Annotated in this window: 24 protein-coding genes and 1 riboswitch; of the genes, 7 read left to right on the top strand and 17 right to left on the bottom strand. The window is 69.7% G+C overall.

Annotation, left to right across the window (positions count from 1 at the left end; translation table 11 throughout):
• The first annotated feature begins 54 nt into the window (after positions 1-54).
• The gene (locus V7Z98_RS16975) at positions 55-708 is read left to right on the top strand and encodes a cold shock and DUF1294 domain-containing protein (RefSeq protein ID WP_334159249.1); all 654 of its coding nucleotides are present in this window, start codon (positions 55-57) and stop codon (positions 706-708) included.
• A 77-nt stretch (positions 709-785) separates the two neighbouring features.
• On the top strand, positions 786-1,133 hold the full coding sequence (locus V7Z98_RS16970; RefSeq protein ID WP_334159248.1) for a GFA family protein: 348 nt from the start codon (positions 786-788) through the stop codon (positions 1,131-1,133).
• Between the two features lie 33 nt (positions 1,134-1,166).
• Here the strand turns inward: V7Z98_RS16970 and V7Z98_RS16965 are convergent, their stop codons facing one another.
• Entirely contained in the window at positions 1,167-1,547 is a 381-nt protein-coding gene (locus V7Z98_RS16965) for a TfoX/Sxy family protein (RefSeq protein WP_334159247.1), read from the bottom strand.
• A gap of 184 nt (positions 1,548-1,731) precedes the next feature.
• Between V7Z98_RS16965 and V7Z98_RS16960 the strand changes: the two genes are divergently transcribed.
• Positions 1,732-1,974, top strand: a complete 243-nt coding sequence (locus tag V7Z98_RS16960) for an FmdB family zinc ribbon protein (RefSeq protein ID WP_334159246.1) — start codon at positions 1,732-1,734, stop codon at positions 1,972-1,974.
• A gap of 34 nt (positions 1,975-2,008) precedes the next feature.
• Here V7Z98_RS16960 and hemA read toward each other — a convergent pair whose 3' ends face one another.
• The 5 genes from hemA to V7Z98_RS16935 all read right to left on the bottom strand — a co-directional run bounded on the left by hemA (position 2,009) and on the right by V7Z98_RS16935 (position 8,027).
• Entirely contained in the window at positions 2,009-3,265 is a 1,257-nt protein-coding gene (gene hemA, locus V7Z98_RS16955; protein ID WP_334159245.1) for a glutamyl-tRNA reductase, read from the bottom strand.
• A gap of 198 nt (positions 3,266-3,463) precedes the next feature.
• Complete coding sequence (locus V7Z98_RS16950; RefSeq protein ID WP_334159243.1) at positions 3,464-4,669, bottom strand: FAD-dependent monooxygenase; 1,206 nt, start codon at positions 4,667-4,669, stop codon at positions 3,464-3,466.
• On the bottom strand, positions 4,662-6,056 hold the full coding sequence (locus tag V7Z98_RS16945) for an aminopeptidase P N-terminal domain-containing protein (RefSeq protein ID WP_334159242.1): 1,395 nt from the start codon (positions 6,054-6,056) through the stop codon (positions 4,662-4,664). The genes V7Z98_RS16950 and V7Z98_RS16945 overlap by 8 nt, the downstream gene beginning before the upstream one ends.
• A gap of 135 nt (positions 6,057-6,191) precedes the next feature.
• Entirely contained in the window at positions 6,192-6,962 is a 771-nt protein-coding gene (murU, locus tag V7Z98_RS16940) for an N-acetylmuramate alpha-1-phosphate uridylyltransferase MurU (RefSeq protein ID WP_334159273.1), read from the bottom strand.
• Between the two features lie 33 nt (positions 6,963-6,995).
• The gene (locus V7Z98_RS16935; protein WP_334159241.1) at positions 6,996-8,027 is read right to left on the bottom strand and encodes an aminoglycoside phosphotransferase family protein; all 1,032 of its coding nucleotides are present in this window, start codon (positions 8,025-8,027) and stop codon (positions 6,996-6,998) included.
• A 158-nt stretch (positions 8,028-8,185) separates the two neighbouring features.
• On the opposite strand from V7Z98_RS16935, the gene V7Z98_RS16930 reads away from it, so the two are divergent.
• Genes V7Z98_RS16930 through rsmA form a run of 4 tightly spaced genes read left to right on the top strand, consistent with a single transcriptional unit; the run spans position 8,186 to position 14,040 of the window.
• A complete protein-coding gene (locus V7Z98_RS16930; protein ID WP_334159240.1) occupies positions 8,186-10,798 on the top strand; it encodes an LPS-assembly protein LptD in 2,613 nt (870 codons plus the stop codon).
• On the top strand, positions 10,795-12,150 hold the full coding sequence (locus tag V7Z98_RS16925; protein WP_334159239.1) for a peptidylprolyl isomerase: 1,356 nt from the start codon (positions 10,795-10,797) through the stop codon (positions 12,148-12,150). Before V7Z98_RS16930 ends, V7Z98_RS16925 begins: the two co-directional genes overlap by 4 nt.
• Complete coding sequence (gene pdxA, locus V7Z98_RS16920; protein ID WP_334159238.1) at positions 12,150-13,187, top strand: 4-hydroxythreonine-4-phosphate dehydrogenase PdxA; 1,038 nt, start codon at positions 12,150-12,152, stop codon at positions 13,185-13,187. The genes V7Z98_RS16925 and pdxA overlap by 1 nt, the downstream gene beginning before the upstream one ends.
• A gap of 49 nt (positions 13,188-13,236) precedes the next feature.
• Complete coding sequence (gene rsmA / locus V7Z98_RS16915; protein WP_334159237.1) at positions 13,237-14,040, top strand: 16S rRNA (adenine(1518)-N(6)/adenine(1519)-N(6))-dimethyltransferase RsmA; 804 nt, start codon at positions 13,237-13,239, stop codon at positions 14,038-14,040.
• A 9-nt stretch (positions 14,041-14,049) separates the two neighbouring features.
• Here the strand turns inward: rsmA and V7Z98_RS16910 are convergent, their stop codons facing one another.
• The 11 genes from V7Z98_RS16910 to bluB all read right to left on the bottom strand — a co-directional run bounded on the left by V7Z98_RS16910 (position 14,050) and on the right by bluB (position 25,031).
• On the bottom strand, positions 14,050-14,346 hold the full coding sequence (locus tag V7Z98_RS16910; RefSeq protein ID WP_293266036.1) for a hypothetical protein: 297 nt from the start codon (positions 14,344-14,346) through the stop codon (positions 14,050-14,052).
• Between the two features lie 398 nt (positions 14,347-14,744).
• Positions 14,745-14,933: a YgaP family membrane protein gene (locus V7Z98_RS16905; protein WP_293266038.1), complete on the bottom strand. Its 189-nt coding sequence runs from the start codon at positions 14,931-14,933 to the stop codon at positions 14,745-14,747.
• A gap of 190 nt (positions 14,934-15,123) precedes the next feature.
• On the bottom strand, positions 15,124-15,795 hold the full coding sequence (locus V7Z98_RS16900; RefSeq protein ID WP_334159235.1) for a Crp/Fnr family transcriptional regulator: 672 nt from the start codon (positions 15,793-15,795) through the stop codon (positions 15,124-15,126).
• A 53-nt stretch (positions 15,796-15,848) separates the two neighbouring features.
• Entirely contained in the window at positions 15,849-16,664 is an 816-nt protein-coding gene (gene xth / locus V7Z98_RS16895) for an exodeoxyribonuclease III (RefSeq protein ID WP_334159234.1), read from the bottom strand.
• A 91-nt stretch (positions 16,665-16,755) separates the two neighbouring features.
• Positions 16,756-17,199 (bottom strand): glutaredoxin family protein, encoded by a 444-nt coding sequence (locus V7Z98_RS16890; protein ID WP_334159232.1) that lies wholly within the window; start codon positions 17,197-17,199, stop codon positions 16,756-16,758.
• A gap of 81 nt (positions 17,200-17,280) precedes the next feature.
• Positions 17,281-19,332 carry a M3 family metallopeptidase gene (locus V7Z98_RS16885; protein WP_334159230.1) on the bottom strand — a complete coding sequence of 684 codons (2,052 nt, stop codon included), beginning with the start codon at positions 19,330-19,332 and terminating at the stop codon, positions 17,281-17,283.
• Between the two features lie 276 nt (positions 19,333-19,608).
• Positions 19,609-20,415, bottom strand: a complete 807-nt coding sequence (locus V7Z98_RS16880) for a DUF2189 domain-containing protein (protein WP_293266048.1) — start codon at positions 20,413-20,415, stop codon at positions 19,609-19,611.
• A 134-nt stretch (positions 20,416-20,549) separates the two neighbouring features.
• Entirely contained in the window at positions 20,550-21,491 is a 942-nt protein-coding gene (locus V7Z98_RS16875; protein WP_293266050.1) for a phosphoribosylaminoimidazolesuccinocarboxamide synthase, read from the bottom strand.
• Positions 21,492-21,561: 70 nt separating this feature from the next.
• A complete protein-coding gene (locus V7Z98_RS16870) occupies positions 21,562-22,857 on the bottom strand; it encodes a DUF3422 family protein (RefSeq protein ID WP_293266052.1) in 1,296 nt (431 codons plus the stop codon).
• Positions 22,858-23,058: 201 nt separating this feature from the next.
• Positions 23,059-24,123, bottom strand: a complete 1,065-nt coding sequence (gene fba / locus V7Z98_RS16865) for a class II fructose-bisphosphate aldolase (protein WP_054622132.1) — start codon at positions 24,121-24,123, stop codon at positions 23,059-23,061.
• A 104-nt stretch (positions 24,124-24,227) separates the two neighbouring features.
• Positions 24,228-25,031: a 5,6-dimethylbenzimidazole synthase gene (bluB, locus tag V7Z98_RS16860; RefSeq protein WP_334159229.1), complete on the bottom strand. Its 804-nt coding sequence runs from the start codon at positions 25,029-25,031 to the stop codon at positions 24,228-24,230.
• Positions 25,032-25,077: 46 nt separating this feature from the next.
• A riboswitch (cobalamin riboswitch) is annotated at positions 25,078-25,298 on the bottom strand.
• Positions 25,299-25,406 lie beyond the last annotated feature (108 nt).

Raw genomic sequence — 25,406 nt, 5'->3', positions numbered from 1 at the left:
CCCTGGGGTAGGATGCCGGCCGGAATCCATCAGGCGACATGACAGGGGGAAGCGATGCCGCAGGGAACGATCGTGCGCTGGGTCGAGGCCCGGGGCTTCGGTTTCATCGCCCCGGACGGGGGCGGCGACGACGTGTTCGTCCACGCCCGGGCCTTTGCAGGCCGGAACGTGCAGCCGGTGCCGGGGGCCAAGGTGTCCTACCGGCTGGCGCGGGATGGTGCGGGGCGCTACCGGGCCGAGGACGTGGCCCTGGCCGGGGCCTCGCCACGCTCCAGCGCTGCACGCCGTGGCCCGCGAGATGGACGGGACAGCCGCGCGGCCGACGAGCCCGGCCAGGGGGCTTTGTGGGGGCGGGCGATCCTGGGCGTGGTCGCGCTGTCGGCCGGGGTCTGGCTGGTGCGCAGCGGCCAATTGAGCGCTGCGGCAGGCCTGATCCTGGCCGGCCTCAGCGGGGTGACCTTCATCGCCTACGGCGCGGACAAGCTGGCGGCGGTGCAGCGGGAATGGCGCTGGTCGGAAAACAGCCTGCACCTGCTGGCCCTGCTCGGCGGCTGGCCGGGGGCGCTGCTGGGCCAGGCCCTGTTCCGCCACAAGCATCGTAAGGCGGCGTTCCTCGCCCAGTTCTGGGTCACCGTGGCGCTCAACGTCTCAGCCCTGGGCTTCGCCATCGTCCAAGGGCCCCGGCTTTTGCCCGGCTGGGCGGGGTAGATTAGGCTTTTGCACGGGCGGACCGGTTTGCCCGTACCGCTGCGTTTTCACCGTTTGTCCAGAAAAGGAGCCGGGCCATGATCTACAAGGGAAGCTGCCACTGTGGCCGCACTGCCTTCGAGGTGGAGGGCGAGCTGGCCCAGGTGGCCGATTGCAACTGTTCGATCTGCTCGCGCAAGGGCGCCCTGCTCTGGTTTGTATCGCGGGACCAGTTGCGCCTGCTGACGCCGGACGAGAACCTGGCGACCTACACCTTCGGCAAGGAGCGCATCCGCCACCGCTTTTGCCCGGTGTGCGGCATCCACCCCTTCGGCGAGGGCACCGACCCGGGCGGCCGGGCCGTGGCGGCGATCAACGTGCGCTGCTTGGAGCACGTGGACATCGCAGCCCTGCCCGTCACCCACTTCGACGGGCGCGCCCTCTGATTTTGCCGGGGGCCGCCGCGGGGCGGCGGGCCTTTACGCAGGGCCGGGCGCAGCGGTGCGGCGTCGGCCGCGTTTGCCCGGCGTTGTCCGCCCGCAGCGGAGGCCGGCGGCAATGGCGCCGCGGCACCAGCGCCACAGGGCCGTATCGTCGTCGGCCGCCTCGTCGGGCAGGGGATAGTAGGGCAGCACCTGGATGCGGCCGGACGGCGCCTGAAAGGTCAGGGGCGTGAGGCCGAGCCGGGTGAAGTCGTCCCGGTTGACGTCGTCGGCCTTGAGGTAGAACTGGCCGTCGGCGTAGATGGCGAAGAACACCCCGTCGCAGTACAGCCCGCGGCTACCGAACATGCGCCGGGCGGTGATGTGCCCCAGGGGCCCGAGGCGGTCGAGCAGCCAGGTCAGGTCGTCGTTGGTCATGGCATCCCCGGTCGTGGGTGGGAATCCTTTTTGCTATGGCAGGGTAACGGGACCGCCGGGTCCCTGAAACGCGCGGGGCGCGTCGGATTGCCGACACAGGGCGGGGTCGCCTGATCGGAAATGTCTGGCCTGCGACACTCTGCGCTCGCACATTGCGACATTGCCCTTTGCCGAGGCTGCCATCATGCCCCTCCACGATTTCCGTTGCCAGGACTGCGCCGCCGCCTTCGAGGCCCTGGTGCGCGCTGGCCGGGCCCCTGTCTGTCCGCTCTGTGGCAGCGGGCGCCTGGAAAAATGCGTGTCGCTCCCCGCTGCACCGGGCAAGAGCGCCGCCCTGATTCGGGAAGGCCGCGCCCGGGCGGCGCGGGCAGGGCATTTCAGCCATTACGGCTTGGCGGAGCGGGTGCGGCTGAAGAAGAACGGATGAGCGGGGCGCGGCGGTGCCCGCCGGGGAAGGGCCGTCAGTCGCCCTGGTGCAGATGGAACAGGCGCTGCACGGCGGCGTGCAGGTTCACGTCCTGCTCGGGCTGGGCGGCGGCCTGGTTGAGCGCCTGGGTCGGGGCGTGGAGGAACTTGTTGGTGAGGCGCTGGGAGAGGGCTTCCAGGACCTTTTCCGGGGCTTCGCCCTTGGCCAGCAGCTTCATGGCGTGCTCGACCTCATGGCGGCGCATGCGCTCGGCGGAGTCGCGCAGAGCGCGGATGGTGGGCACCGAGTGGCGCTGCTCGATCCAGTGCAGGAAGTGCTCGACCCGGGCGTCGATGATCGCCTCGGCTTCCACCACAGCGGCTTGGCGGGCCTCCATGCCGGACGCCACCACCTGGGAGAGGTCGTCCACGGTGTACAGGAAGACGTCGTCGAGTTCACCGACCTCGGGTTCGATGTCCCGGGGCACGGCCAGGTCCACCATGAACATGGGCTTGTGGCGGCGTGCCTTGATCGCCCGCTCGGCCAGGCCCAGCCCGATGATCGGCAGGGGCGCGGCGGTGCACGAGACGACGATGTCGTGCTGGGGCAGGGCCTCGGCCAAATCTTCGAGGCGGATCGCTCGGCCGTCGAAGCGGGCGGCCAGGGCCTGGCCCCGCTCCACGGTGCGGTTGGCGATGGTGATGGCCTTGGGGGCCTGGGCGGCGAAGTGGGTGGCGGTTAGCTCGATCATCTCCCCGGCACCGATGAACAGGATGCGCTGGTTGGAGATGGAATCGAAGATGCGTCCGGCCAGGTGCACCGCGGCGGCGGCCATGGAAACGATGTTGGCGCCGATGGCGGTGGTGGTGCGCACCTCCTTGGCCACCGCGAAGGAACGCTGGAACAGCTTGTTGAGCAGGGTTCCCAGGGTGCCGGCCTCTTCGGCGGCGCGCACCGCATCCTTCATCTGGCCGAGGATCTGGGGCTCGCCGATGACCATGGAGTCGAGGCCGGAGGCGACGCGGAAGGCGTGGCGCACCGCTTCCCGCTCGGGCAGGGTGTACAGGTAGGGGGTGATGCGGTCGATCGGTAGGCGGTGGAAGTCGGCCAGCCAGCGGGCGGCGTCCTCCGGGGTTTCCGCCGCGCAATACACCTCGGTGCGGTTGCAGGTCGACAGGATCGCCGCCTCCCGGGCCGGGCCGCCCGCCAGGCTGGCCAGGGCCTGGGGCAGCTTGTCGGCGCCGAACGCCACCTGTTCGCGCACCGAGACGGGGGCGGTGTGGTGGTTGATGCCGAGGGTGTAAAGCCGCATGGGGAAAAATCGGGGCGGGAAGCCGGGAGAAGTGCGAGGAATGCAGGGAAAGCGGCGCCGATTATAGCACCGGGGTTTTGGCCCCCCGGCTGCCGGCGGGAGACGCCCTTGATTTACCGCAAGTCGTTCCGCCGCGCCGGCACAACGCCGGCGCCGGACGCAAGGCCGGGGCGGAACGGCCCGCTATTGGCGCCCGCCTCACCAGCCCCGAGCACCCCAGATCATGCGCCGGGCGACGAAGTGGCGGGCCGGCGGCACCAGGTCCAGGGCGAGCAGGCCCAGGCCCCGGGCGATGCGCAGCGGGGCGGCGTCGTTGGAGAAGAGGCGCACGATGCCGTCGGTGAACACGGCGCTGCCGCGCCGGTCGAGTTGGCGGGCGGCGGCGTAGGCCGCCAGCGTCCGGGCTTCCCCCGGGTCCCGGACGGCCAGGCCGTGGGGCGTCAGGGCCTCGGCCAGTTCCCAGGCGTCGCGCAGGCCCAGGTTGAAGCCCTGGCCGGACACCGGGTGCAGGGTCTGGGCGGTATTGCCGATCCACACCTCACGCTCGCCCGCCAGGGCGCCGCGCAGGCGCAGGGCCAGGGGAAAGCTGGCCCGGGGGCCGGCGGCGGTGAAGGCGAGGCGGCGGCCAAACTGGGCCTGCAACGCCGCGACGAAGGCCGCATCGTCCAGGGCGAGCAGGCGCTCGGCCTTTTCCGGCGGCACGGTGAACACCACCGCCAGCTTGTCCTCCAGGGGCAGCAGGGCCAGGGGGCCGTCCGGGGTGAAGCGTTCCCAGGCCCGGTTGCCGTGGGGCTGGGCGGTGCTCACCTCGGCGAGCACCGCGTGCTGGCCGTAGTCCTTCACCGATACCGCCGGGTCGTCGTAGGGCGTGCCCTCGGCGTGCACCAGCAGGCGGGTGGTGCAGGGCAGGGGCAGCCGGCCGTCGCGGTGCAGGGCAAGGCGGCGCTGGCCGTCGGCCACGCTGCCGTGGTCGGCGACCCGGGTGGTGTCGCGCCAGGCCAGGCCTTCCTGTTCGGCCCGGGCGGCCAGGGCCGTCCACAGGTCGCCGTAGCGCACCACGTAGCCGAGGGCGGGAACCCCTTCCTCGGCGGCGGTCATCTCGGTGCGGCCGAAGCCGCCGCGCTGGGAGACGTGGATGGTGGTGATCGGCGTGGCGGCCCGCGCTGGCCAGGCGCTGAGTTGTTCGAGCAGCTGGCGAGTGCCGTGGGACAGGGCCAGGGCCCGGGGATCGGCCCGGGAGGCGTCCCGGGGGCGGGCGTCCACCAGCAGGCTGGGCTGGCCGCGGCGGGCCAGGGCCAGCGCCAGGGTCAGGCCCACCGGGCCGGCGCCGGAAATCAGGATGTCGGCGTGCAGTGCGTCGCTCGCAGCGGCGGTGGCGGCAGGGGTGAGGAGGGTGTCAGCCATGGGCCATCACCTCCTCGATCTCGGCCACGGTCTTGGGCGGGCTGGTGAGCACGTGGCAACCGGCGGCGGTGACGGCCACGTCGTCCTCGATGCGGATGCCGATGTTCCACAGGGCCTCGGGCACCTTGTCCGCCGGGCGGATGTACAGGCCCGGCTCCACGGTCAGTACCATGCCCGGTTCCAAGGGCATCCAGTCGCTGCCGCCGCCTTCCACCGGGCGTTTGTAGTCGCCGGCGTCGTGCACGTCCAGGCCCAGCCAGTGGCCGGTGCGGTGCATGTACCAGGGCTTGTAGGCCTCGCTCTCGATCAGGCCGTCGATGTCGCCGGACAGCAGCTTGAGGTCCACCAGCCCCTGGGTGAGCACCCGCAGGGCGGCGGCGTGGGGGTCCTGGAAGGTGGCGCCGGGCTTGATGGTGTCGATGGCGGCCAGCTGGGCGGCCAGCACGATCTCGTAGACGTCCTTCTGGGTCGGCGAGAAGCGGCCGTTCACCGGGTAGGTGCGGGTGATGTCCGAAGCGTAGCCGGCCACTTCGCAGCCGGCGTCGATCAGCAGCAGGTCGCCGTCCTTGAGCACGGCGTTGTTCTCGACGTAGTGCAGCACACAGGCGTTCTTACCTCCGGCGACGATGGGCGGGTAGGAGTGGCCGTCGGCGCCGCGCAGGCGGAAGTCGTGGAACAGCTCGGCCTCGATCTGGAATTCCGCGAGGCCCGGCCGGGTGCGCGCCATGGCGCGGCGGTGGGCCAGACTGGCGATGTCGGCGGCGCGCTGCATCAGGGCCAGTTCGCTGGCGTCCTTGACCAGGCGCAGGGCGTCGAGCACCTGGCGCAGGTCGCGGATTTCGCCCGGGGCGCGGATGCCGGCCCGGCTGCGGGTGCGCACGGTGTTGATGGCGGCGGCCAGGCGCTCGTCCCAGTAATTGTCCACGCCGAGGGTGTGCCACAGGGCCGGCTGGTCGCCGAGCAGGTCAGGCAGCTGGGCGTCCAGTTCGCCGATGGGGTGGGCCTCGTCCACGGCGAAGGCGCCCTGGGCGGCGGCCGGGCCGTGGCGGTAGCCGTCCCAGATTTCCCGTTCCTCGTTCTTCTCGCGGCAGAACAGCAGGCTGCGCCCGCCCTCCGGGTGGGCCGGGTCGGCCACCAGCACCAGCACCGCCTCGGGTTCGCCGAAGCCGGTCAGGTACCAGAAGTAGCTGTCGGCCCGGTAGGGGTAGTGGGTGTCCCGGTTGCGCAGCTTTTCCGGCGCGGTGGGCACCACCGCCACGCCGCCGCCGGTTGCGGCCATGCGTTCGAGCAGGCGGCGGCGCCGGGCGACGAAGGGGGCCGGGTCGAAGGGCGCGGCCAGGGGAGCGGGATCGAGGGGGGGCAGGGCGGCGTGGAGAGGAGCGTTCATGGCGCGATTATCGTCCCCTGCGGCGGGCGCGGGGAAGGCGGAAGTGGATTGGGGCAGGGGGCTCGGCATCGCCTGAGGGCCGCAAGTCGGCCGTGGGGGCGGTTCTGGATGAATGCGTGGGGCCAGTGCTGCCGTTCAGGCGGAGCGACCCGCACGGAGTTCGGCATCCAGGGCGGCCAGACGTTCCGGGGTGCCCACGTCTTCCCAGCGGCCGGCGTGCTGCTCGCCGCTGATGCGCCCCTCGGCCATGGCGGCGCGCAGCAGGGGGGCGAGCTTGGCCGGGGTCTGGCCGTCCAGCCCGGCGAACAGGGTCGGATGATAGAGGCCGATGCCGGCATAGGTGAGCGCCTGCTCTCCTGGAGCCCTAGGACTGGCGCGGATCTTTTGCGAGGCGGTATCGAGGACGAAATCGCCCTCCGGGTGGTGGGGGGGGTTGGGTACCAGCACCAGGTGGGCCAGTTCGCCCAGGGCGCCGGAGCGATCCCGGGGCGCGGGGGCGTGTTCGCCCGCAAGCGTGGTACCGGTGCTGCTTGCCGCCGCCAGCCGGGCGGCCAGGGCCGGGGCGCGGGCCAGGTCCCAGTCGCAATAGACGTCGCCATTGACCACCAGGAACGGGGCATCCCCCAGCAGCGGCAGCGCCCGGGCGATGCCGCCGGCAGTTTCCAGGGCGCCGGGTGGTTCGGCGGAGTAGGCCAGGGTGAGTCCCCACTCACGCCCGTTGCCCAGCCGCTGCTCGATCAGCCGGCCCAGGTGGGCATGGTTGATGACCACCTCGCGGATGCCGGCGGCGGCCAGCCGTTCCAGGTGCCAGACGATCAGGGGCTTGCCGCCGGCCTCCAGCAGGGGCTTGGGGCAGGTGTCGGTGAGGGGGCGCATGCGCTCGCCGCGGCCGGCGGCGAGGATCATGGCCTTGAGCGCGGGAGCGGACATGGAGCGGCGTCAGAAGGTATAGCCGACCTTGTCCTGGTGGTTCTCCAGGGTGTCGAGCAGGCGCAGGAAGGGTTTCAGGGCGATGTAGCGCTCGGCGACGCGGCGGGCGTAGCCGAGGAAGCGGGGCAGGTCGGTGAGGTACTTCTCCTTGCCGTCCCGGTAGTTGAGGCGGCAGAAGATGCCCAGCACCTTGAGGTGGCGTTGCAGGCCCATCCACTCGAAGGCTCGGTAGAACTCGCCGAAGTCGTGGTTGAAGGCCTCGCTCACCGGCAGGCCGGCGCGGCGGGCTTCGTCCCAGTAGCGCACGGTCCAGTCGATGACCTGCTCTTCTTCCCAGGACAGGAAGGCGTCGCGGAACAGGGAGGCCACGTCGTAGGTGATCGGGCCGTAGACCGCGTCCTGGAAGTCCAGAATGCCGGGGCCGTTGCCGCCCAGGGGGGCCACCATCAGGTTGCGCGGCATGTAGTCGCGGTGCACATACACCTTGGGCTGGGCCAGGGCCGAGGCCACCAGCAGATCGTTGGTCTTGGCCAGCACGGCCTGCTCGGCATCGCTCAGGGTGTGGCCCAGGTGGCGGGCGACGAACCATTCGGGGAAGAGGCCCAGCTCGCGGCGCAGCAGGGCCTCGTCGTAGGCGGGCAGCACGCCCTCCCGGGAGGCCCCCTGCCAGCGCACCAGGGCGGTGATGGCCTCGCGCATGTACGGGTCGGCCTGGGCTGGGGCGAAGTCGAAGGTGGCGAAGTGCTCCAGGTAGGTGGCGCCGCCCAGGTCGGTGAGCAGCAGGAAGCCCCGCTCCAGGTCTTGGGCGAGCACTTCGGGGGCGGTAAGGCCGGCGTCCCGGATCAGCCCGGCGACGTGCACGAAGGGGCGGCAATCCTCCTGGGGCGGCGGCGCGTCCATTACGATGCGGGTGGCGCCGTCGGGCAGGGCGATGCGGAAGTAGCGGCGGAAGCTGGCGTCGGCGGAGGCCGGCACCAGGGTCGGGGTGGGCTGGCCGAGGACGTGGGTCAGCCAGGTGGAGAGGTCGTCGAGGCGGGACATGGGCGATGGTCGGCGGAGAAAAGCGGGCGGGGATGGTCGGGCAAGGGGCCGGGCGGTGCGCAGGGCTGGCGTTTCCAGGCGGCGCGGGCGTCGGGGCAGCGCCGGTATGGTGCTAGAATGCGACGATTTTACCATCCGGGCTGACCACGGCCGACCCGATGCGCCCAACCACTTTCCCTTTCCGCCTGACCCCGCTTGCCCTCTGCCTGTGCGCCGGAGTGGCGGGGCTCGCCCATGGGGCGCCCCTGGCGCCCTTCGCCGTCGATCCGAGCCTGCTCGGCCTGACGCCGCCCTCCAATCCGTCCGATGCGCCGACGGCCTCTTCCCCGTCTTCCGCCGCCGAGGTGCGCCCGGTAACGACGCCAGAGGTGACGCCGCTGCCCGCGGCCAGTGCGCCGGCGCCCGCCGCCGCGCCTGCCACGCGTTCGGCCCCGGCGCCGCGCTCCGGTGCCGGCAACGGAGCGGCCACCGACAACGCCGCTCCCGCCCCCGCTCCGACGGACACCATGCCCGGCCTGCGCCTGGCGCCGACGCCTCGGCTGGGTGCCATGCCGGAGCCCAAGGGGCCGCTGCCCACCTTCCTGCTGGCCGACCGCCTGTCCGGCCAGACCGACGTGGTGACCGTGGCCGAGGGCAACGCGGAACTGCGCCGCTACAACAAGACCGTCACCGCCGACCGGATGACCTACCGGCATGTGGCCGACGAGGTGGATGCCGAGGGCAACGTGGTCCTGGCCGGCCCCACCGGTACGGTGAGTGGGCCGCTGATGCACTTGCAGGTCGATTCCCAGGTGGGCTTCTTCACCACGCCCGACTACGTTTTCCGCCAGCAGCGGGTGATCAAGGACAACAACCCCTACGCCATTCCCATTCCGGGCGTGCCGCGCAACGACGAGATCCGCCGCAACACGGTGATGCAGGGCTCGGCCGAGCGCATCCTGTTCGAGGGCGAGGACCAGTACCGACTGGAGAACGCCACCTTCTCTACCTGCCAGGGCCCCAATCCGGACTGGTACGGCCGTATTCGCGACCTGGGCCTGGACTACGAGCGGGAAGAGGGCGAAGGACGCGGCGCGGTGCTGTACTTCAAGGACGTGCCCTTCCTGTACGCGCCCCTGATGTCCTTCGGCCTCAACAACCAGCGCAAATCGGGCTTCCTGGCGCCCACCTTCGGTGCCACCTCGAACAGCGGCTTCGACTTCGCCCAGCCCTACTACATCAACCTGGCGCCGAACTACGACGCCATGATCACCCCGCGCCTGGTGTCCAAGCGCGGCATGATGGTCAATGGCGATTTCCGCTACCTGACGCCGAGCTATAGCGGCGAACTGCAGGCGGAGTACATGCCCGACGACAGCCTCAAAGGCACCAGCCGGCATTCCTACAACCTGATGCACTTCCAGAATTTTGGCAACGGCCTGACCGGCCGGCTGGATTTGCAGGGGGCTTCCGACGATACCTACTTCACGGATCTGGCCAGCCGTTTCGCCATTACCTCCCAGACCCAGCTGCTGCGCCGCGGCCTGCTGACCTATTCGGGCGGGTGGTGGGCGGCGACTGCCGCGGTGCAGAGCTACCAGACCCTGCAGCCTGACCCCACGGCGCCGGTGGCCAAGCCTTACTCCCTGGAGCCCCAGATCACCCTGACGGCGCGGCGCCCGGATTTCTATTCCACCGACTTCGCCTTCACTGGCTCCTATTCGGATTTCCGCCATCCGACCTTGGACGAGGGCAAGCGCTTCTATGCCTACCCGACCCTGGCCCTGCCGTTGCAGACCAGCGGCCTGTTCCTCACCCCCAAGGTGGGCCTGAACATGGCCTCCTACAGCCTCAACCGGCAGCAGACCACGGGCGACTCCTCCGTATCCCGGGCGATCCCGGTGTTCAGCCTGGACGGCGGGGCAGTGTTCGAGCGGGACACGTCCTTCCGCGGCACCGGCTTCACCCAGACCCTGGAGCCCCGGCTGTTCTACGTGCGCATCCCCTACAAGGACCAGAGCAACACCCCCTTGTTCGACACCTCGGCGCCGGACATCAACTTCGCCCAGATCTTCACCGAGAACCGCTTCACCGGCGGCGACCGGGTCGGGGACGCCAACCAGCTCACCGCCGCCGTCTCCTCCCGCCTGATCCGTCCCGACAGCGGGGCCGAGGTGATCAAGGCCATGGTGGGGCAGCGTTTCTACTTCAGCGACCAGAAGGTCACCCTCAATCCGGGGGATTCCCCGTCCACCGCCCGGCGCGCCGACTGGCTGTTCGCCGTCAACGGCCAGGTGGCGCCCAACACCACCGCGGACCTGGGCTGGCAGTACAACCCCCGGGATTCCCGTACCGAGCGCTTCTCCACCCAGCTGCGCTACCGGCCGGAAAGCGGCAAGCTGCTGCAGGTCGCCTACCGGATCAGCCGGGACACGGTGGCTCCCTTCGACACCTCGATCCGCCAGGTTGACGTGGCCGGCCAGTGGCCCCTGGGCGGGCGCTGGTACGGGGTGGGGCGCTACAACTACTCGACCCTGGACAAGCGCCTGCTTGAAGGTGTCGGCGGCGTGGAGTACAACGGCGGCTGCTGGGTCGCCCGGGGCGTGGTGCAGCAACTGGCGGTGACGTCCGCCACCCCGGTGCGCGCCTTCTTCTTCCAGCTCGAGCTGTCCGACTTCGCCAGCATCGGTTCCAACCCCCTCACCATCCTGCGGCGCAACGTTCCCGGCTATTCGCGCGTGCTGCCGTCCGACGGTTCCGTTCCCGTTCCTGCCTCTCAAGACGCCCTATGATTTCCCTGCTGTCCGCCCCTTTCCGTATCCGTCAGGCCGGCCGGCTGGCCGCGTTGGCGCTGCTGGCCTGCGCCCCCCTGCTGTCGTCCGGCGCCTCGGCCGCGCCCCGCAACGAGCCCAAGGAAGCCGACCGCATCGTGGCCGTGGTCAACGACGAGGTGATCACCGCCAGCGACCTGCGCCAGCGCCTCGACCTCGCCCTGGCCCAGTTGAAGAGCCGCGGCACCACCTTGCCGCCCCGGGAAGAGCTGGAGCGGCAGATGCTCGAACGGCTGGTGATGGACCGGGTGCAGCTGCAACTGGCCAAGGATTCCGGGGTGCGGGTCTCCGACGCCGACCTGGACCAGGCCATCGGCCGCATCGCCGCCAACAACAAGGTGTCGGTGCAGGACTTCCGCGCCATGCTGGAAAAGGACGGGGTGCCCTATCCCCGCTTCCGCGAGGAAATCCGCAGCGAGATCACCATCTCCCGGCTGCGCGAGCGGGAGGTGGACAACCGCATCACCATTTCCGACGGCGAGGTGGACAACTTCCTGGCCGGCGAGCAGCAAGGCGGCCCCGCCAGCGGCGAGGAATGGCAGATCGCCCACATCCTGGTCCGCTCCCCCGAGGGCGCCAGCCCGGAAGCCCTGCAAAAGCTCCAGGCCAAGGCCGCCCAGGCCGCCGAGCGCGCTGCCAAGGGCGATGACTTCGCCCAGCTGGCGGCCTCCTACTCCGACGCGCCGGATGCCCTCACCGGCGGCGACCTGGGTTTCCGTACCCCGGACCGCCTGCCCGCCATCTTTGCCCAGGCCGCCGCCCAGCTCAGCCCGGGCCAGGCCAGCGGCGTGCTGCGCAGCCCGGCGGGCTTCCACGTGATCAAGCTGATCGCCAAGAAGGGCGGCGGCGTCCAGCTGCCACCGGTGGAGCAGACCCGGGTGCGCCACATCCTGATCCGGGTGAACGAAGTGGTTTCCGAAGACGAAGCCCGGCGCAAGCTGGCGGCGGTCAAGGAGCGCCTGGAGAAGGGCGGCGCCACCTTCGCCGAGATGGCCCGCCTCTACTCCCAGGACGGTTCCGCCGCCAAGGGCGGCGATCTGGGTTGGATCTACCCGGGCGACACGGTGCCCGAGTTCGAGAAGGCCATGAACGAGCTGCCCCCCGGCAAGATCAGCGACCCGGTGCGCAGCCCCTTCGGCTGGCACCTGATCCAGGTCCAGGAACGCCGCGTCCAGGACGTGTCCGATGAGCGCCGCCGCGCCATCGCCCGCCAGACCCTGCGCGAGCGCCGCGTGGACGACGCCTACCAGGACTGGCTGCGCCAGATCCGCGACCGCGCCTACGTCGAGATCCGCCTGGGGAGCGGCGACTGATGTCCTCCGGCGTCGCAGCCTCAGCCCCCCTGATCGCCGTCACCAGCGGCGAGCCGGCCGGCATCGGCCCCGAGCTGTGCGCCCGGCTCGCCCAGGAGCGCTTTCCGGCCCGGCTGGTGGTGCTCGGCGACCGGGACCTGATCGCCGCCCGGGCCCGGGCCACCGGCCAGGTGGTGGCGATCCGCGACTACGACCCGGCCCAGCCGGCCGGCCGGGCGCCCTTCCCGGGCAGCCTGGAAGTGTTGCACGTGCCCCTGGCCGCTCCGTCGGAAGCAGGCACCCTCGATGCGCGCAACGGCGCCTACGTGCTGGCCCTGCTCGACCGGGCGCTGGCCGGCTGCGTCTCCGGCGAGTTCGCCGCCATGGTCACCGCCCCGGTGCACAAGGGCGTGATCAACGATGCCGGCGTGCCGTTCACCGGCCACACCGAATACCTGGCCGAGCACACCGCCACCCCCCGGGTGGTGATGATGCTCGCCGGCGACGTGGGCGAGGGCGAGGCCCGTCGTCCCCTGCGCGTCGCCCTGGCCACCACCCACCTGCCGCTCAAGGACGTGCCGGGCGCCATCACCCCGGCCCTGCTGCGCGAGGTCGTCACCATTCTCGACGCCGACCTCAAGCGCAAGTACGGCCTGGCCCGGCCGCGCATCCTGGTCACCGGCCTCAATCCCCACGCCGGGGAGGACGGCCATCTGGGGCGGGAGGAGATCGAAGTGATCGCCCCGACCCTGGACGCGCTGCGCGGCGAGGGCATCGAGCTGATCGGCCCCCTGCCCGCCGATACCCTGTTCACCCCCCCGGTGCTGGCGAAGGGCGATGCGGTGCTGGCCATGTACCACGACCAGGGCCTAGCCGTGCTCAAGTACGCCACCTTTGGCCAGGGTATCAACGTCACCCTGGGGCTGCCGGTGATCCGCACCTCGGTGGATCACGGTACCGCCCTGTCCCTGGCCGGCACCGGCCAGGCCGATCCGGGCAGCCTGTTCACCGCCGTCGACGAAGCCTGCCGCATGGCCGCCCTCTCCCGGGCCGGCTGACTCCTCAATCCCGATTTCCGGCGGCGCCGTCCAGGCGCCGTCTTCGCCCATGAAACACATCCCGCGCAAGCGCTTCGGCCAGAACTTCCTGGTGGACCTGCAACTCATCGAGGACATCGTCGGCGCCATCGGCCCGGCCAAGGGCGACATGGTGGTGGAGATCGGCCCCGGCCTGGGGGCCATCACCGAGCCCCTGCTGAAGCGCCTCGACCACCTGCACGTGGTCGAGATCGACCGGGACCTGATCGCCCGGCTCAAGCGCAAACATGCGCCGGAGCGGGTCACCATCCACGAGGGCGACGCTCTGGCCTTCGATTTCACCAGCCTGGCCCCGGCCCCCGGCTCCCTGCGCATCGTCGGCAACCTGCCCTACAACATTTCGACGCCACTGCTCTTCCATTTGGCCGAGGCCGCCGAGTCCGTGCGCGACATGCACTTCATGCTGCAAAAGGAAGTGGTCGAGCGCATGGTGGCCGGCCCGGGCGACAGCGACCGGGGGCGCTTGTCGGTGATGCTCCAGTACCGCTTCGACCTGGAGTGGCTGATCGACGTGCCGCCGGAATCCTTCGATCCGCCACCCAAGGTGGATTCGGCGGTGGTGCGGCTCACCCCCAAGCCCCGTGCGGCGCTGCTGCCCCTGGCCGACTGGGCGGTGTTCGACCGGGTGGTGACCGCCGCCTTTTCCCAGCGGCGCAAGATGGTGCGCAACACCCTCAAGCCGGTGTGTGGCCCCGCCGACCTGGACGCCGTGGGCATCGACCCCCAGGCCCGGGCCGAGGACCTGACCCTGGAAGCGTTCGTCGCCCTGGCCAACCGTGTGGCGGCGCCGGGACGCGAGCCGGCCGGCGCGTAAGGTGGAAAGCTAATCCGTCTGATGGCTCTCGATGATGAGCCGGACGATGAGGTCGCAGGACAGGCCCGTGCGCGCGGCGAATTCGTCGAGCTTGTCGCAGACCGCGGGGTCGATCAGAAACGAGGTCTGCTTGATGTCCTCGTCGATGGCATGACCCGCCTCGAAGCGGGCTTTCAGGGCGCCAATGATGGTCTCGATCGTCGCCTCGGCGATGTAGGTTTCCAGCGCCTTGGCCATGAGCCCGCTTTTCTTGAGCTCATTTTTGTTTTCTTCGGTTATGCGAGCCGTCAGGAATTTGGGGTGCATGGCCGTACTCACTCTTTTTCGTGGCTGGTTGCAATATAAGAGCGCCGATCTGCCAAAAAATTGCCTCGGATCGCCGAAGTCGGCTGGGGCGGAGTTTTCCGGCACTGAAACCCGGTACGAGTTGCCCCATGCAATCAGCTTAGTGGCCGCCGCAAGCCTTTAGTTGCCAGAAGAAAGGCCATGGTTGGGGCATTGCAGCAGCATCGACGGCCGTTCTGCGGCTTTTTTCACGTTCCGGCCCAGGCGGGGCCGGCAGGCGCCTCACCCTGGATTTATGGCCGTCCGGGGTGAAAACACCGGAGTGCGCCGGAGCGGACGAAAAAAAGCGCGGTGCTGACTTTTCAGTCAAACCGCGCCAAGGGTGGAATCCTAGGGCTGGATCGTCGTTCCAGCGCCTTTTATTTGGTCGAGCAGGTCTTGATGCCGAACAGGGAGTAGGCCGGGCACCAGCCCATCAGGCCAGTGGCCAGGGGCACCACGCCGATGTAACCCCAGGGGCCGATCATGCCGGCCAGGGACAGGCCGATCAGCACCACGCCGGCGCCGATACGCGCCACTTTGTCGATACCGCCAACGTTCGCTTTCATGGTTGCCTCCTTCGGTTCATAACCGTTTCATGATAGACCCGGCGGAGTGAAAGCGTCTGTGACTCAAGTTACATAAAGCGAAATTTTGCGGTAAACGGCTTGGAATGGCGCCAATGGCAAGGCATCGGGTACGCGATTTTGCGTAATCCAGGGATATGGCGGGTACTGCCGCCCGACGGGGCAAGCCGGATCAGGCGGGGGCGGCGAAACGGCCCAGGATGTCCCGGTCGAGCAGGTCGATGCCGCCCCGGGAGAGGCGCACCGCACCGGCGTCGGCAAACTGCTTGAGCAGGCGCGAGACGATCTCGCGCACGCTGCCCAGTTCTTCGGCCAGTTGCTGGTGGGTGGCGGCGATCCGCCCGTCGGCGGTCAATCCGCCCCGGGCCAGCAGCAGGCGGGCCAGGCGCTGGTCGAGGCGCTGGAAGGCCACTTCCTCCACCAGGGTCATCAGGTCGGCCAGCCGGTCGGCGAAGAGGTGGAAGACGAATTCCCGGAACGGGGCATGCTCCGCCAGCAGCCGGTCGAACAGGGGGCGGGGCAGCAGGGTCAGGGTAACCGGGGTGAGGGTTTCCCCCCGGGCCGGGTAGGGGCTGCGGCCGAGCAGGCAGCTGCTGGTGATCAGGCAGCTGGCGCCGGGCACCACCTGGTAGAGCATCAGCTCCCGCCCCGAGGCGGCGGAACGGACCACCTTCACCGTGCCGTCGAGCACTAGGGGAAAGCCCTGGCAGGGCTGGCATTCGGAAAACAGCACCGCACCAGCCGGCACCGTCATGGGCGGCGGCAGTTCCGCCAGGGCGGCGGAGGGCAGGCCCGCCAGGCAGGGGTAGAGGGCGGTGAGCCGGGAATCGGTGGCGGCGGACATGGCGGCTGGGGTGGCTGGGGTGGGCAGAAGGGCGGAGAAAGGCAGGGAAAGGCTCAGGAAAGGGTGGCGATCACCGGCGCGTGATCCGAGGGGCGCTCTTTCTTGCGCAGGTGGCGCTCGATGCGCGCCGCGGTGCAGCGCTCGGCCAGGGGGGCGGACAGCAACACGTGGTCGATGCGCAGCCCCAGGTTCTTCTGGAAGCCCAGGTTGCGGTAGTCCCACCAGGAGAAGCTGCGCTCGGCCTGGGGGAACAGCCGGTAGGCGTCCACCAGCCCCAGGCCGACCAGGTCGCGGAACGCCTGGCGCTCGGGTTCGGAACAGAGAATCTGGCCGGCCCAGGCCGCCGGGTCGTGCACGTCCTCGTCTGCCGGGGCAATGTTGTAGTCGCCGCACAGGGCCAGGCGCGGGTGGGCGGCCAGTTCGCCGGCCAGCCAGTCGTGCAGGGCGGAGAGCCATTGCAGCTTGTAGGCGTACTTGTCCGAGCCCACTTCCTGGCCGTTGGGGAAATAGGCCCCCACCACCCGGACGTCGCCGTCGGGGCCGGCCACGGTGGCCGAGATCAGGCGCTTTTGCGGATCGTCGAAGCGCGGGTTGCCCATCACCACGTCGGTCAGGGGCAGGCGCGAGACGATGGCCACGCCGTTGTAGGTCTTCTGCCCGGAGAAGGCCACCTGGTAGCCGGCGGCCTCGATCTCGGCGGTGGGGAAGGCGTGGTCCTCCAGCTTGGTCTCTTGCAGGCAGACCACGGTGGGGCTGGCCTCGGCCAGCCATTCGAGCAGGTGGGGCAGGCGCACCTTGAGGGAATTGACGTTCCAGGTGGCGATGGAAAAAGGTGTAGCAGTGGCGGCGGTGGCGGGAGTATCGGACAAGGGGCTTCTCGTCGGTGGGGCGGCCCGGCGGGGCCGGCGGAAATAAGGGCGGAGAAAGGGAGAGAGAGACGGGGAAAGGGCGGCTGGGCGCTCAGGGCGAGGACCGGGGATAGCCAGCCAGGTCGAGCAGGTTGTTCCAGTCCGAAGCGGCCAGGCCCTTGAGCACCTCCTTGCCCACGGTCAGGGTGGGCACGAAGCTGTCGCCGGTGGCGGCTTTCAGGGCACGGAAATCCTCGTCGCTGCGCACCGCCTTCTCGCTGAAGGGCACGCGCCGGCCGGCGAGCAGGGCCCGGGCGTCGTCGCAGGGCTGGCCGCAGTCGGCGGCGGTGTACAGCACCACCGGGAAGTTGCGGCTGGCCAGTTGCACGTCCAGAGGTAGTGGCGCGCTGCCGGTGGTCGTGGCCCGGGATTCCACGCTGCGGGCGTTGGCCGGCGGCGGCGTGTCGGACACCACCACCCGGCCGTCCCGGTCGATCCAGCGGTAGGTGGTCTGGGCCTGGGCCGGAATCCAGGCCAGGCAGAGCAAGGCTGCCACGGCCGCGGCCCGGCGGCGTGGCCGGGCTGCGGAGCGGAGCGCTAAGGGAGCTGGAAGGTCTAGCGGCACGGGGCGGCGGTCCTAGGCGGCGATCATCCCATTATGCCGCAGGAGTGCATCCACCGAAGGCTCCCGGCCGCGGAAGGCCTTGAACGATTCGATGGCCGGGCGGGAGCCGCCCACGGACAGGATCTCGCGCAGGAAGCGCTCGCCGGTGGCGGCGTCGAGCGGGTTGCCGGCCTCCTCGAAGGCGGCGTAGGCGTCCGCCGACAGCACCTCGGCCCACTTGTAGCTGTAGTAGCCGGCGGCGTAGCCGCCGCCGAAGATGTGGGAGAAGCTGTTGGGGAAGCGGTGCCAGGGCGGCGGCACCAGCACCGCCACCTCCTGGCGTACTTGGTTGAGCAGGTCGAGCACGCCCTGCTGGCCCTTCGGGTCGAAGTCGGCGTGGAGCAGCATGTCGAACAGGCTGAATTCGAGCTGGCGCACCATGCCCATGCCGGCGAGGAAGTTCTTGGCCGCCAGCATTTTGTCGAACAGGGCGCGGGGCAGGGGAGCGCCCGTGTCCACGTGGGCGGTCATGTGGGCGAGCACGTCCCATTCCCAGCAGAAGTTCTCCATGAACTGGGACGGCAGTTCCACCGCGTCCCACTCCACCCCGTGGATGCCGGACACCGGCAGCTCTTCCACCTGGGAAAGCAGGTGGTGCAGGCCGTGGCCGGTTTCGTGGAACAGGGTGATCACGTCGTCGTGGCTGAAGGTGGCCGGTTTGTTGCCGACGGGGGCCGGGAAGTTGCAGTTGAGGTAGGCCACCGGGGTCTGGATGGCACCGTTCTTGAGGCGGCGGGTCACCGCCTCGTCCATCCAGGCGCCGCCGCGCTTGGTCTCCCGGGCGTACAGGTCCAGGTAGAACTGGCCCACCAGGGCGCCGTTGCGTTCGATGCGGAAGAAGCGCACGTCCGGATGCCAGGCGGGGGCCGCGTCGGGCTTCACCTGCACCGAGAACAGGGATTCGATCACCCGGAACAGGCCAGCCAGCACCTGGGGCTCGGGGAAGTATTCCTTCACCTCCTGCTCGGAGAAGCTGTAGCGGGCCTGCTTGAGCTTTTCGGCGGCGTAGGACACGTCCCAGGGTTGCAGGTCGGCCAGGTTCAGCTCTTTGGCGGCGAAGTCGCGCAGCTCGGCTACGTCCTGCTCGGCGAAGGGCTTGGCCTTGGCCGCCAGTTCGCGCAGGAAGGCCAGCACCTGGGCCGGGGATTCGGCCATCTTGGGCACCAGGGAAATCTCGGCGAAGTTGGCGTAGCCGAGCAACTGGGCCTCCTCGTGCTTTAGTTCGAGCAGGCGGGCGATCAACGGGGCGTTGTCCCACTCCGGCTTGCTGCCGTGCTCGGGGAACTCGGCGGCCCGGGTGGCGTAGGCCCGGTACATCAGCTCGCGCAGGGGGCGGTGTTCGGCGTATTGCAGCACCGGCAGGTAGGAGGGGGCGTGCAGGGTGAATTTCCAACCCTTCTCCCCGGCCTTCTCGGCGGCGGCCTGGGCGGCTTCCTGCACGTCTTCCGGCAGGCCGGCCAGCTGGGCGGCATCGGTGACGACGTGGGCGAAGGCGTTGGTGGCGTCGAGCAGGTTTTCCGAGAACTTGGCGGACAGGCCGGCCAGCTCTTCCTGAATGGCCTGGAAGCGGGGCTTCACCGCTTCCGGCAGCTCGGCGCCGGACAGGCGGAAGTCGCGCACCTCGTTATCGACGATCTTCTGCTGGGTCGGCGTCAGGGTGGCGTATTCGGCGCTGTTGCGCAGGGCCTTGTACTTCTCGAACAGGGCCAGGTTCTGGCCCAGCTCGGTGTAGAAGCGGGTCACTTCCGGCAGCAGGTCGTTGTAGGTCTCGCGCCATTCCGGCACGTCGTTCACCGAGTGCAGGTGGCCGACGATGCCCCAGGCCCGGGACAGGGGCTCCAGGCCGTCGGTCAGGGGCGCGGCGAAGCCGGCCCAGGTGGCCGGGCTGCCGGCGGCGGTGAGGGTCTTCACCAGGGCGCGGCCGTCGGCGAGCAACTGCTCGACGGCAGGGCGGACGTGGGCCGGGGCGATGGCGTCGAAGCGGGGCAGGCCGGAGAAATCGAGCAGGGGATTGGTGGTGGTCATGGCGGGAATGAAGCGCTAGGGCAATAGGGCGAAAGGAGTCGGGTTGGGCGCAGGGCGGAAAACGCATCCGCCGCCAGGGGCGGCGGGATGAAGATGGCGGCGGCGGATCGGCCGCCTCGGGTAACTGATCTGGGCCGCGCTGTCATGCCCCTGGCGGACCATCTGGGCAAACCCCGCGCCAGTCGTGGCTTTCCAGAGGGGGGGGCTGGAGAGCTAAGCGGGGCGCGGAGTTTGACGGGGGCCTCGCGCAGGCCAAGGATTGGCGCGGTCTCGGGCCTATTCTACAAGCTCCCGGTAGGCGTGCCATGTGGCATGGCCGAGCAGGGGGACGATCACCACCAGGCCCACCATGAAGGTGGCGAAGCCGACCAGCACCAGGGCGACGATCAGGCCGGACCAGAGCAGCATCGGCACGACGTTTTCAGACACGGCGACGATGCTCGCCTCCACCGCGTCGGACAGGCGCCCGCCCCGGTCCACCAGCACCGGGGCGGTGACCACCGAAACCAGGAAGCACAGGGCGGCGATCACCCCGCCGGAGAAGATCCAGGCCATGGCCAGGATTGGGTGGCGGGGCGAGAGGAACACTTCCCGCAGCAGCCCGGCGAAGTCCCACAGGTCGGCGCTGCCGAGCAGAAAGGCGAGGATGGCCACGGTGAGCCGTTCCCAGCAGAAATAGAACAGGGCGAGCAGCGCCCCGTAGGCGGCCAGGGGGCGCCAGCGGCGGCGCAAGCCGGCCAGGGCGAGCAGGGCGTCCACCGGCTCGTCGGCGGCGATGCGCCGGGACAATTCGTAGAAGCCCACGGCGAGCAGCGGGCCCACCAGCAGGAAGCCGGACAGGGCGGCCATGGCCGATCTCGGGTGTTGGTCGCCCACCAGCAACGCGGCGAAGCCGATGGCAGCGAACAAGGCGCCGAAGGCCAGGCTGGCGGCCGGGGTGCGGCGCAGGTCGGCCAGGCCCAGGCCCAGCCAGGCGAATGGCCGGAGCGGCGCCACGCGGCGGATGCGCAGCTGGGCCGAGGTGAGGTGGGGGGATGAAGCGGAAGGGGCCGGAGTAAGGTCCGGCGGAGAACCGGTGAGCATCGCCGCCTCCAGGGGTCAGGGGTACGGATATGACCCCGGGAGCGACGATGTGGTTCGCCTGGCCGTCGTACCGCAGTGCAGCGTGTCGTGGTGCGCTGCGGCAAAGCGCCGCCGGCGGGGCGATGCGCGGAGGCTCAGTCGGCCAGGGGATGGCCGGCCAGGCGCTCGAAGGCTTCCCGGTACTTGGCGGCGGTGACGGCGATCACCTCGTCGGGCAGCTGCGGGCCCGGCGCCTTCTTGCCCCAGTCCTTGAGGGTTTCCAGGTAGTCGCGCACGAACTGCTTGTCGAAGGACGGCGGGTTGCGGCCTTCGGCCCACTCGTCCCGAGGCCAGAAGCGGGAGGAATCCGGGGTCAGGGCTTCGTCGATCAGGTGCAGGGTGCCCTTGTCGTCGATGCCGAACTCGAACTTGGTGTCGGCGATCAGGATGCCCCGGGTGGCGGCGTACTCGGAGGCCTCGGTGTACAGGCGGATGGCCACGTCGCGGGCCTCGGTGGCCAGTTGGGCGCCGGTCTTGCCGGTGCCGTAGAGGGCGTCGGCGAGCACCGCGGCGCAGTGGGTCTGGGCCTGCTCGAAGGAGATGTTCTCGTCGTGGTCGCCCACCTCGGCCTTGGTGGCCGGGGTGAAGATCGGCTCGGGCAGCTTGGCGGCCATCTTCAGGCCGGCGGGCAGCTTGATGCCGCAGACGGTGCCGGTTTCCTGGTAGTCCTTCCAGCCGGAGCCGATCAGGTAGCCGCGCACCACCGCCTCGATGGGCAGGGGCTTCAAGCGCTTGACCACCAGGGAGCGGCCGCGCACCTGCTCGCGCTCGTTTTCGGCCACCACGGTTTCCGGGTCGATGCCGGTGAGCTGGTTGGGAACGATGTGGGCGAGCCGGTCGAACCAGAAGTTGGCGGCCTGAGTGAGCACCTTGCCCTTGCCCGGGATCGGGTTGGGCAGGATCACGTCGAAGGCCGACAGGCGGTCGGAGGTGACGATAAGGAGCTTGTCGTCGCCCACGGCGTAGATGTCCCGGACCTTGCCCCGGGCGATCAGGGGCAGGCTGGCGATGGTGGATTCGAACAGGGCAGCGGTCACGGTAGGTTTCCTGAAAGTGACGGAATGAAAAGGGGAAAGGGCTAAAAGCAGGGGCAGGAAGCGGTACGGCTCAGTGCAGGCCTTCTTCCTCGGCGGCCAGGGCTTTGCGCATGCGGCGGATGCTGACCGCCACCAGGGCGCCGATGACCGGCACGGCGATGGCGGTGATGGCCTCGTAGGAGGGGCCGCCGGTCACGGGCTTGAGCCCCTTGTAGACGTAGGTCACCAGTTGGGAAGCGTAGTAGGTGATGGCCACCACCGACAGGCCTTCCACGGTTTCCTGGAGGCGCAGTTGCAGCTTGGCGCGCCGGTTCATCTGGGTCAGCAGTTCCTGGTTCTGGCGCTCCAGTTCGATGTCCACCCGGGTACGCAAGAGGGCGCTCTTGCGCGCGATGCGGGTGGACAGCTCGGTCTGGCGCCGCGCCACCGACAGGCAGGTGCTGATGGCCGGGGCCAGGCGGCGCTCCATGAATTCCTGGATCGGCGGAAAGCCGGGGACGCGCTGTTCGCGCAGGTCGCGGATGCGTTGCTGTACCAGGGTGTAATACGCCTCGGCGGCGCCGAAGCGGAAGGCGGTGCGGGTCACCGAGCGCTCCACCTCCGCCGCCAGACGGGTCAGGCGGGTGAGCAGGCCGCGCTCGTCCTCGGTGCTGCGCGCCTCGCCCATGCGGTCCATCAGGTCGGCCAGCTCGCCCTCGGCCCGGGCCAGGAAGCGGCCCACCTCCTTGGCTACCGGAAAGGCCAGCAGGGCCATCATCCGGTAGGTCTCGATCTCCAGCAGGCGCTGCACGGTGCGCCCGGCCTGGCGGTGGGTCAGGTGGTCGTCGAGGACCAGGAAGCGGGAATAGCCGTCGTGCAACTGAAAGTCGGAATACACCCAGGCAGCGTTGTCGGCCACCTGGGTCGCCACCACCGCGTCGCCGCGCTGGGCCAGGTCGGCCAGCACCGCTTCCGGCGCCATGTCGGCGGCGGGGCGCAGCTCGATGTGGGTGGCCACCATCACCGTGCCCGGGATGCCCGCCAGCCAGTCCCCCGGCAGGGCCGACAGAGCCGAGGTGTACAGGGGATCGCCGGGCTGGCGGCGGCGGAAGAAGGTGTAGCTGGAAAATTCGTTGTGCCGCTCCCACTTCAGGCGCAGGTCGCCGGCTTCCATCATCCAGTGGTCGCCCTGGATCACCGGGCACAGCTGGGTGCCCAGGGCGCCGCACAGCTGGTGCAGGTGGGCTTCCTCGGTGGCGGCGTCGCCGCCGTCGTGGAGCACCGCCAGGTAGCTGATCCATTCCGCCCCGGACAGCGCCATGGGCGGCCGGGAATGGACCTCGTCGTTGAGGCGCTGGCGCAGCGGGTGTTCGCGGAAGGCGGGCATAGGGATGGGCTAAAGGGTGGGGGCGCGGGTGGGGGCGAGAGTGGCGGTCGACTTTGCCAGCCGGGGCGGCGGCTGACAAGAATGCCGGTTCAGGCGATTTTGCTCCGGGCGCAACCCGTGCGACAGGGGGGCTTGCAAGCAAGACGGCATCGCCGTGGCGATGCCGTCCTGGTGCGGAGCAGGCGCGAGCCTGGTGAACGCTTAACGGACGATCTGGTTCAGTTCGCCCTTCTTGTAGCGCTCGGCCATCTTGTCCAGGGACACGGGCACGATCTTGCTCGCCTGGCCCTCACAGCCGAAAGCCTGGTAGCGGGCCACGCAGATCTTCTTGGCCGCTTCCCGGGCGGGCTTGAGGAAGTCGCGGGGGTCGAACTTGGCGGGATTTTCCACCAGGTAGCGGCGCACCGCGCCGGTCATGGCCAGGCGGATGTCGGTGTCGATGTTCACCTTGCGCACGCCGTGCTTGATGCCCTTGACGATCTCTTCCACGGGCACGCCGTAGGTTTCCTTCATGTCGCCGCCGAACTGGCGGATTTCTTCCAGCAGCTCCTGGGGGACGGAGGAGGAGCCGTGCATCACCAGGTGGGTGTTGGGGATGCGGGCGTGGATCTCGGCGATGCGGTCGATGGCCAGGATGTCGCCGGTGGGCTTCTTGGTGAACTTATAGGCGCCGTGGCTGGTGCCGATGGCGATGGCCAGGGCGTCGCAGTTGGTCTGCTTGACGAAGTCGGCGGCCTGGTCCGGGTCGGTCAGCAGCTGGTCGCGGGTCATGGTGCCCTCGGCGCCGTGGCCGTCTTCCTTATCGCCCTTCATGGTTTCCAGGGAACCGAGCACGCCCAGTTCGCCTTCCACCGACACGCCGATGGCGTGGGCCAGTTCGGTGACCTTCTTGGTCACGGCCACGTTGTATTCGAAGGAGGCGACGGACTTGCCGTCCTCTTCCAGGGAGCCGTCCATCATCACCGAGGAGAAGCCGGAGCGGATGGCGGCCATGCACACGGCGGGGGACTGGCCGTGGTCCTGGTGCATCACCACGGGAATGTGGGGATAGGCTTCCAGGGCGGCGAGGATCTGGTGGCGCAGGAACGGCTCGCCGGCGTACTTCCGGGCGCCGGCGGAAGCCTGCATGATCACCGGGGCGTTCACCTCGTTGGCGGCTTCCATGATGGCCCAGACCTGCTCCATGTTGTTCACGTTGAACGCGGGCAGGCCATAGCCATTCTCGGCAGCGTGGTCGAGGAGTTGGCGCATCGAAACGAGAGGCATGGTGGTCTTCCTAAATAGCAAAAGGCCCCGGGGGCGAAGGCGGGCATTTTACCCCGTTTCCTTGCGCTCCCGGAGCCCGGCCTACGGGCCGCGATGGCGGGGGGTCAGAGCTTGCGTTCCCGGGCCGCCCGGGCCTGGTCGGCTTGCAGGTGGGGCACCAGGGCCTCGGGCACCGGGGCGCCGAAGCGTTCGGCGTGGACCAGGGTTTCCAGGGGCAGGCGGGAGCGCCAGCCGGCGGATTCCAGTTCCGGCTTGGCGTAGAAGTGGCTGACCCGGCCGATGCACAGGTAGGCGATGGGAATCACCCGCTCGGGAATATCCAGGATTTCCTTCAGCCGCGCCTGGTGGAAGATCGACACCCAGCCGACCCCGAGGCCTTCGGCCCGGGCCGCCAGCCACAGGTTCTGCACGGCGCAGACGGCGCTGTAGATGTCCATCACCTTGAGGTGGGTGCGGCCGATCACCACCGGGCCGGCCCGGTCCCGGTCGCAGGTGATGCACAGGTTGATCGGCGCCTCCTGGATGCCTTCGAGCTTGAGCGAGCGGTAGAGGCCCTGGCGGTGCTGCTCGAACATTTCCGCCGCCTCCCGGTTGGCCTCGTCGAAGGCGCCGTGGACCGCCGCCTTGGTGGCCGGGTCCTTGACCACGATGAAGCTCCACGGCTGCATGAAGCCAACCGAGGGGGCGAAGTGGGCGGCGGTGAGCAGGCGCGACAGCACCTCGTCCGGCACCGGGTCGGGGAGGAACTGGCCGCGCACGTCGCGGCGCGAAAAGATGGTGTGGTACAGGGCTTCCCGGGCTTCGGCGGTGAAGTCCGGGTCCGGCTGGTGGCCGGGGGCGGCCGGGGCGGGAGTGGCTGGTGCGGCGAAAGGATGGCCGGCGGTCGTGCCGATGGGTTCGATCTTCATGGAGTCCCCTTGTGAAGAACGGTGGCGGGCCCGCCTGGCCGTGCGGTCCGTCGAATCCTTCCTGGCCGGTCTTCTGACTCGGGATCGTCCCGCCGGCGCGCCTTCCCGGCCCGGATCGCTGAAGGGTGCGATCCCGGTGGCCAGTGGCGTGTGCGTCGGCGGTCCCCCTCACAGCGTTGGGCACGTCGCGGAATTGCCCCGCCGGCAGGGCGGGGCGCACCGCGTTCCCGATTCTCCCTTGCGGGCACCTGGAAGGCGTGGTGGCTGCCCGGCGGACCGGGCGATGGCGATTCTAGCAAAGCCGGCAAGGCCAGGTGCGGGGGCGGGGCCGTCAGTCCGGTGGCGGAAACGTTCCGCCGTCGCCGCACTCCAACG

It is taken from the genome of Oryzomicrobium sp. (genome assembly GCF_036820405.1).
Lineage (GTDB): Bacteria > Pseudomonadota > Gammaproteobacteria > Burkholderiales > Rhodocyclaceae > Oryzomicrobium.
The sequence above is the reverse complement of the archived record's forward strand: the minus strand, read 5'-3'. Positions and strand labels throughout refer to the sequence as shown.

Excerpts from the sequence above, each read along its gene's own strand:
- V7Z98_RS16975 (WP_334159249.1), top strand. The coding sequence starts at position 55 with ATGCCGCAGGGAACGATCGTGCGCTGGGTCGAGGCCCGGGGCTTCGGT.
- V7Z98_RS16970 (WP_334159248.1), top strand. The coding sequence starts at position 786 with ATGATCTACAAGGGAAGCTGCCACTGTGGCCGCACTGCCTTCGAGGTG.
- V7Z98_RS16965 (WP_334159247.1), bottom strand. The coding sequence starts at position 1,547 with ATGACCAACGACGACCTGACCTGGCTGCTCGACCGCCTCGGGCCCCTG.
- V7Z98_RS16960 (WP_334159246.1), top strand. The coding sequence starts at position 1,732 with ATGCCCCTCCACGATTTCCGTTGCCAGGACTGCGCCGCCGCCTTCGAG.
- hemA (WP_334159245.1), bottom strand. The coding sequence starts at position 3,265 with ATGCGGCTTTACACCCTCGGCATCAACCACCACACCGCCCCCGTCTCG.
- V7Z98_RS16950 (WP_334159243.1), bottom strand. The coding sequence starts at position 4,669 with ATGGCTGACACCCTCCTCACCCCTGCCGCCACCGCCGCTGCGAGCGAC.
- V7Z98_RS16945 (WP_334159242.1), bottom strand. The coding sequence starts at position 6,056 with ATGAACGCTCCTCTCCACGCCGCCCTGCCCCCCCTCGATCCCGCTCCC.
- murU (WP_334159273.1), bottom strand. The coding sequence starts at position 6,962 with ATGATCCTCGCCGCCGGCCGCGGCGAGCGCATGCGCCCCCTCACCGAC.
- V7Z98_RS16935 (WP_334159241.1), bottom strand. The coding sequence starts at position 8,027 with ATGTCCCGCCTCGACGACCTCTCCACCTGGCTGACCCACGTCCTCGGC.
- V7Z98_RS16930 (WP_334159240.1), top strand. The coding sequence starts at position 8,186 with ATGCGCCCAACCACTTTCCCTTTCCGCCTGACCCCGCTTGCCCTCTGC.
- V7Z98_RS16925 (WP_334159239.1), top strand. The coding sequence starts at position 10,795 with ATGATTTCCCTGCTGTCCGCCCCTTTCCGTATCCGTCAGGCCGGCCGG.
- pdxA (WP_334159238.1), top strand. The coding sequence starts at position 12,150 with ATGTCCTCCGGCGTCGCAGCCTCAGCCCCCCTGATCGCCGTCACCAGC.
- rsmA (WP_334159237.1), top strand. The coding sequence starts at position 13,237 with ATGAAACACATCCCGCGCAAGCGCTTCGGCCAGAACTTCCTGGTGGAC.
- V7Z98_RS16910 (WP_293266036.1), bottom strand. The coding sequence starts at position 14,346 with ATGCACCCCAAATTCCTGACGGCTCGCATAACCGAAGAAAACAAAAAT.
- V7Z98_RS16905 (WP_293266038.1), bottom strand. The coding sequence starts at position 14,933 with ATGAAAGCGAACGTTGGCGGTATCGACAAAGTGGCGCGTATCGGCGCC.
- V7Z98_RS16900 (WP_334159235.1), bottom strand. The coding sequence starts at position 15,795 with ATGTCCGCCGCCACCGATTCCCGGCTCACCGCCCTCTACCCCTGCCTG.
- V7Z98_RS16885 (WP_334159230.1), bottom strand. The coding sequence starts at position 19,332 with ATGACCACCACCAATCCCCTGCTCGATTTCTCCGGCCTGCCCCGCTTC.
- V7Z98_RS16880 (WP_293266048.1), bottom strand. The coding sequence starts at position 20,415 with ATGCTCACCGGTTCTCCGCCGGACCTTACTCCGGCCCCTTCCGCTTCA.
- V7Z98_RS16870 (WP_293266052.1), bottom strand. The coding sequence starts at position 22,857 with ATGCCCGCCTTCCGCGAACACCCGCTGCGCCAGCGCCTCAACGACGAG.
- fba (WP_054622132.1), bottom strand. The coding sequence starts at position 24,123 with ATGCCTCTCGTTTCGATGCGCCAACTCCTCGACCACGCTGCCGAGAAT.
- bluB (WP_334159229.1), bottom strand. The coding sequence starts at position 25,031 with ATGAAGATCGAACCCATCGGCACGACCGCCGGCCATCCTTTCGCCGCA.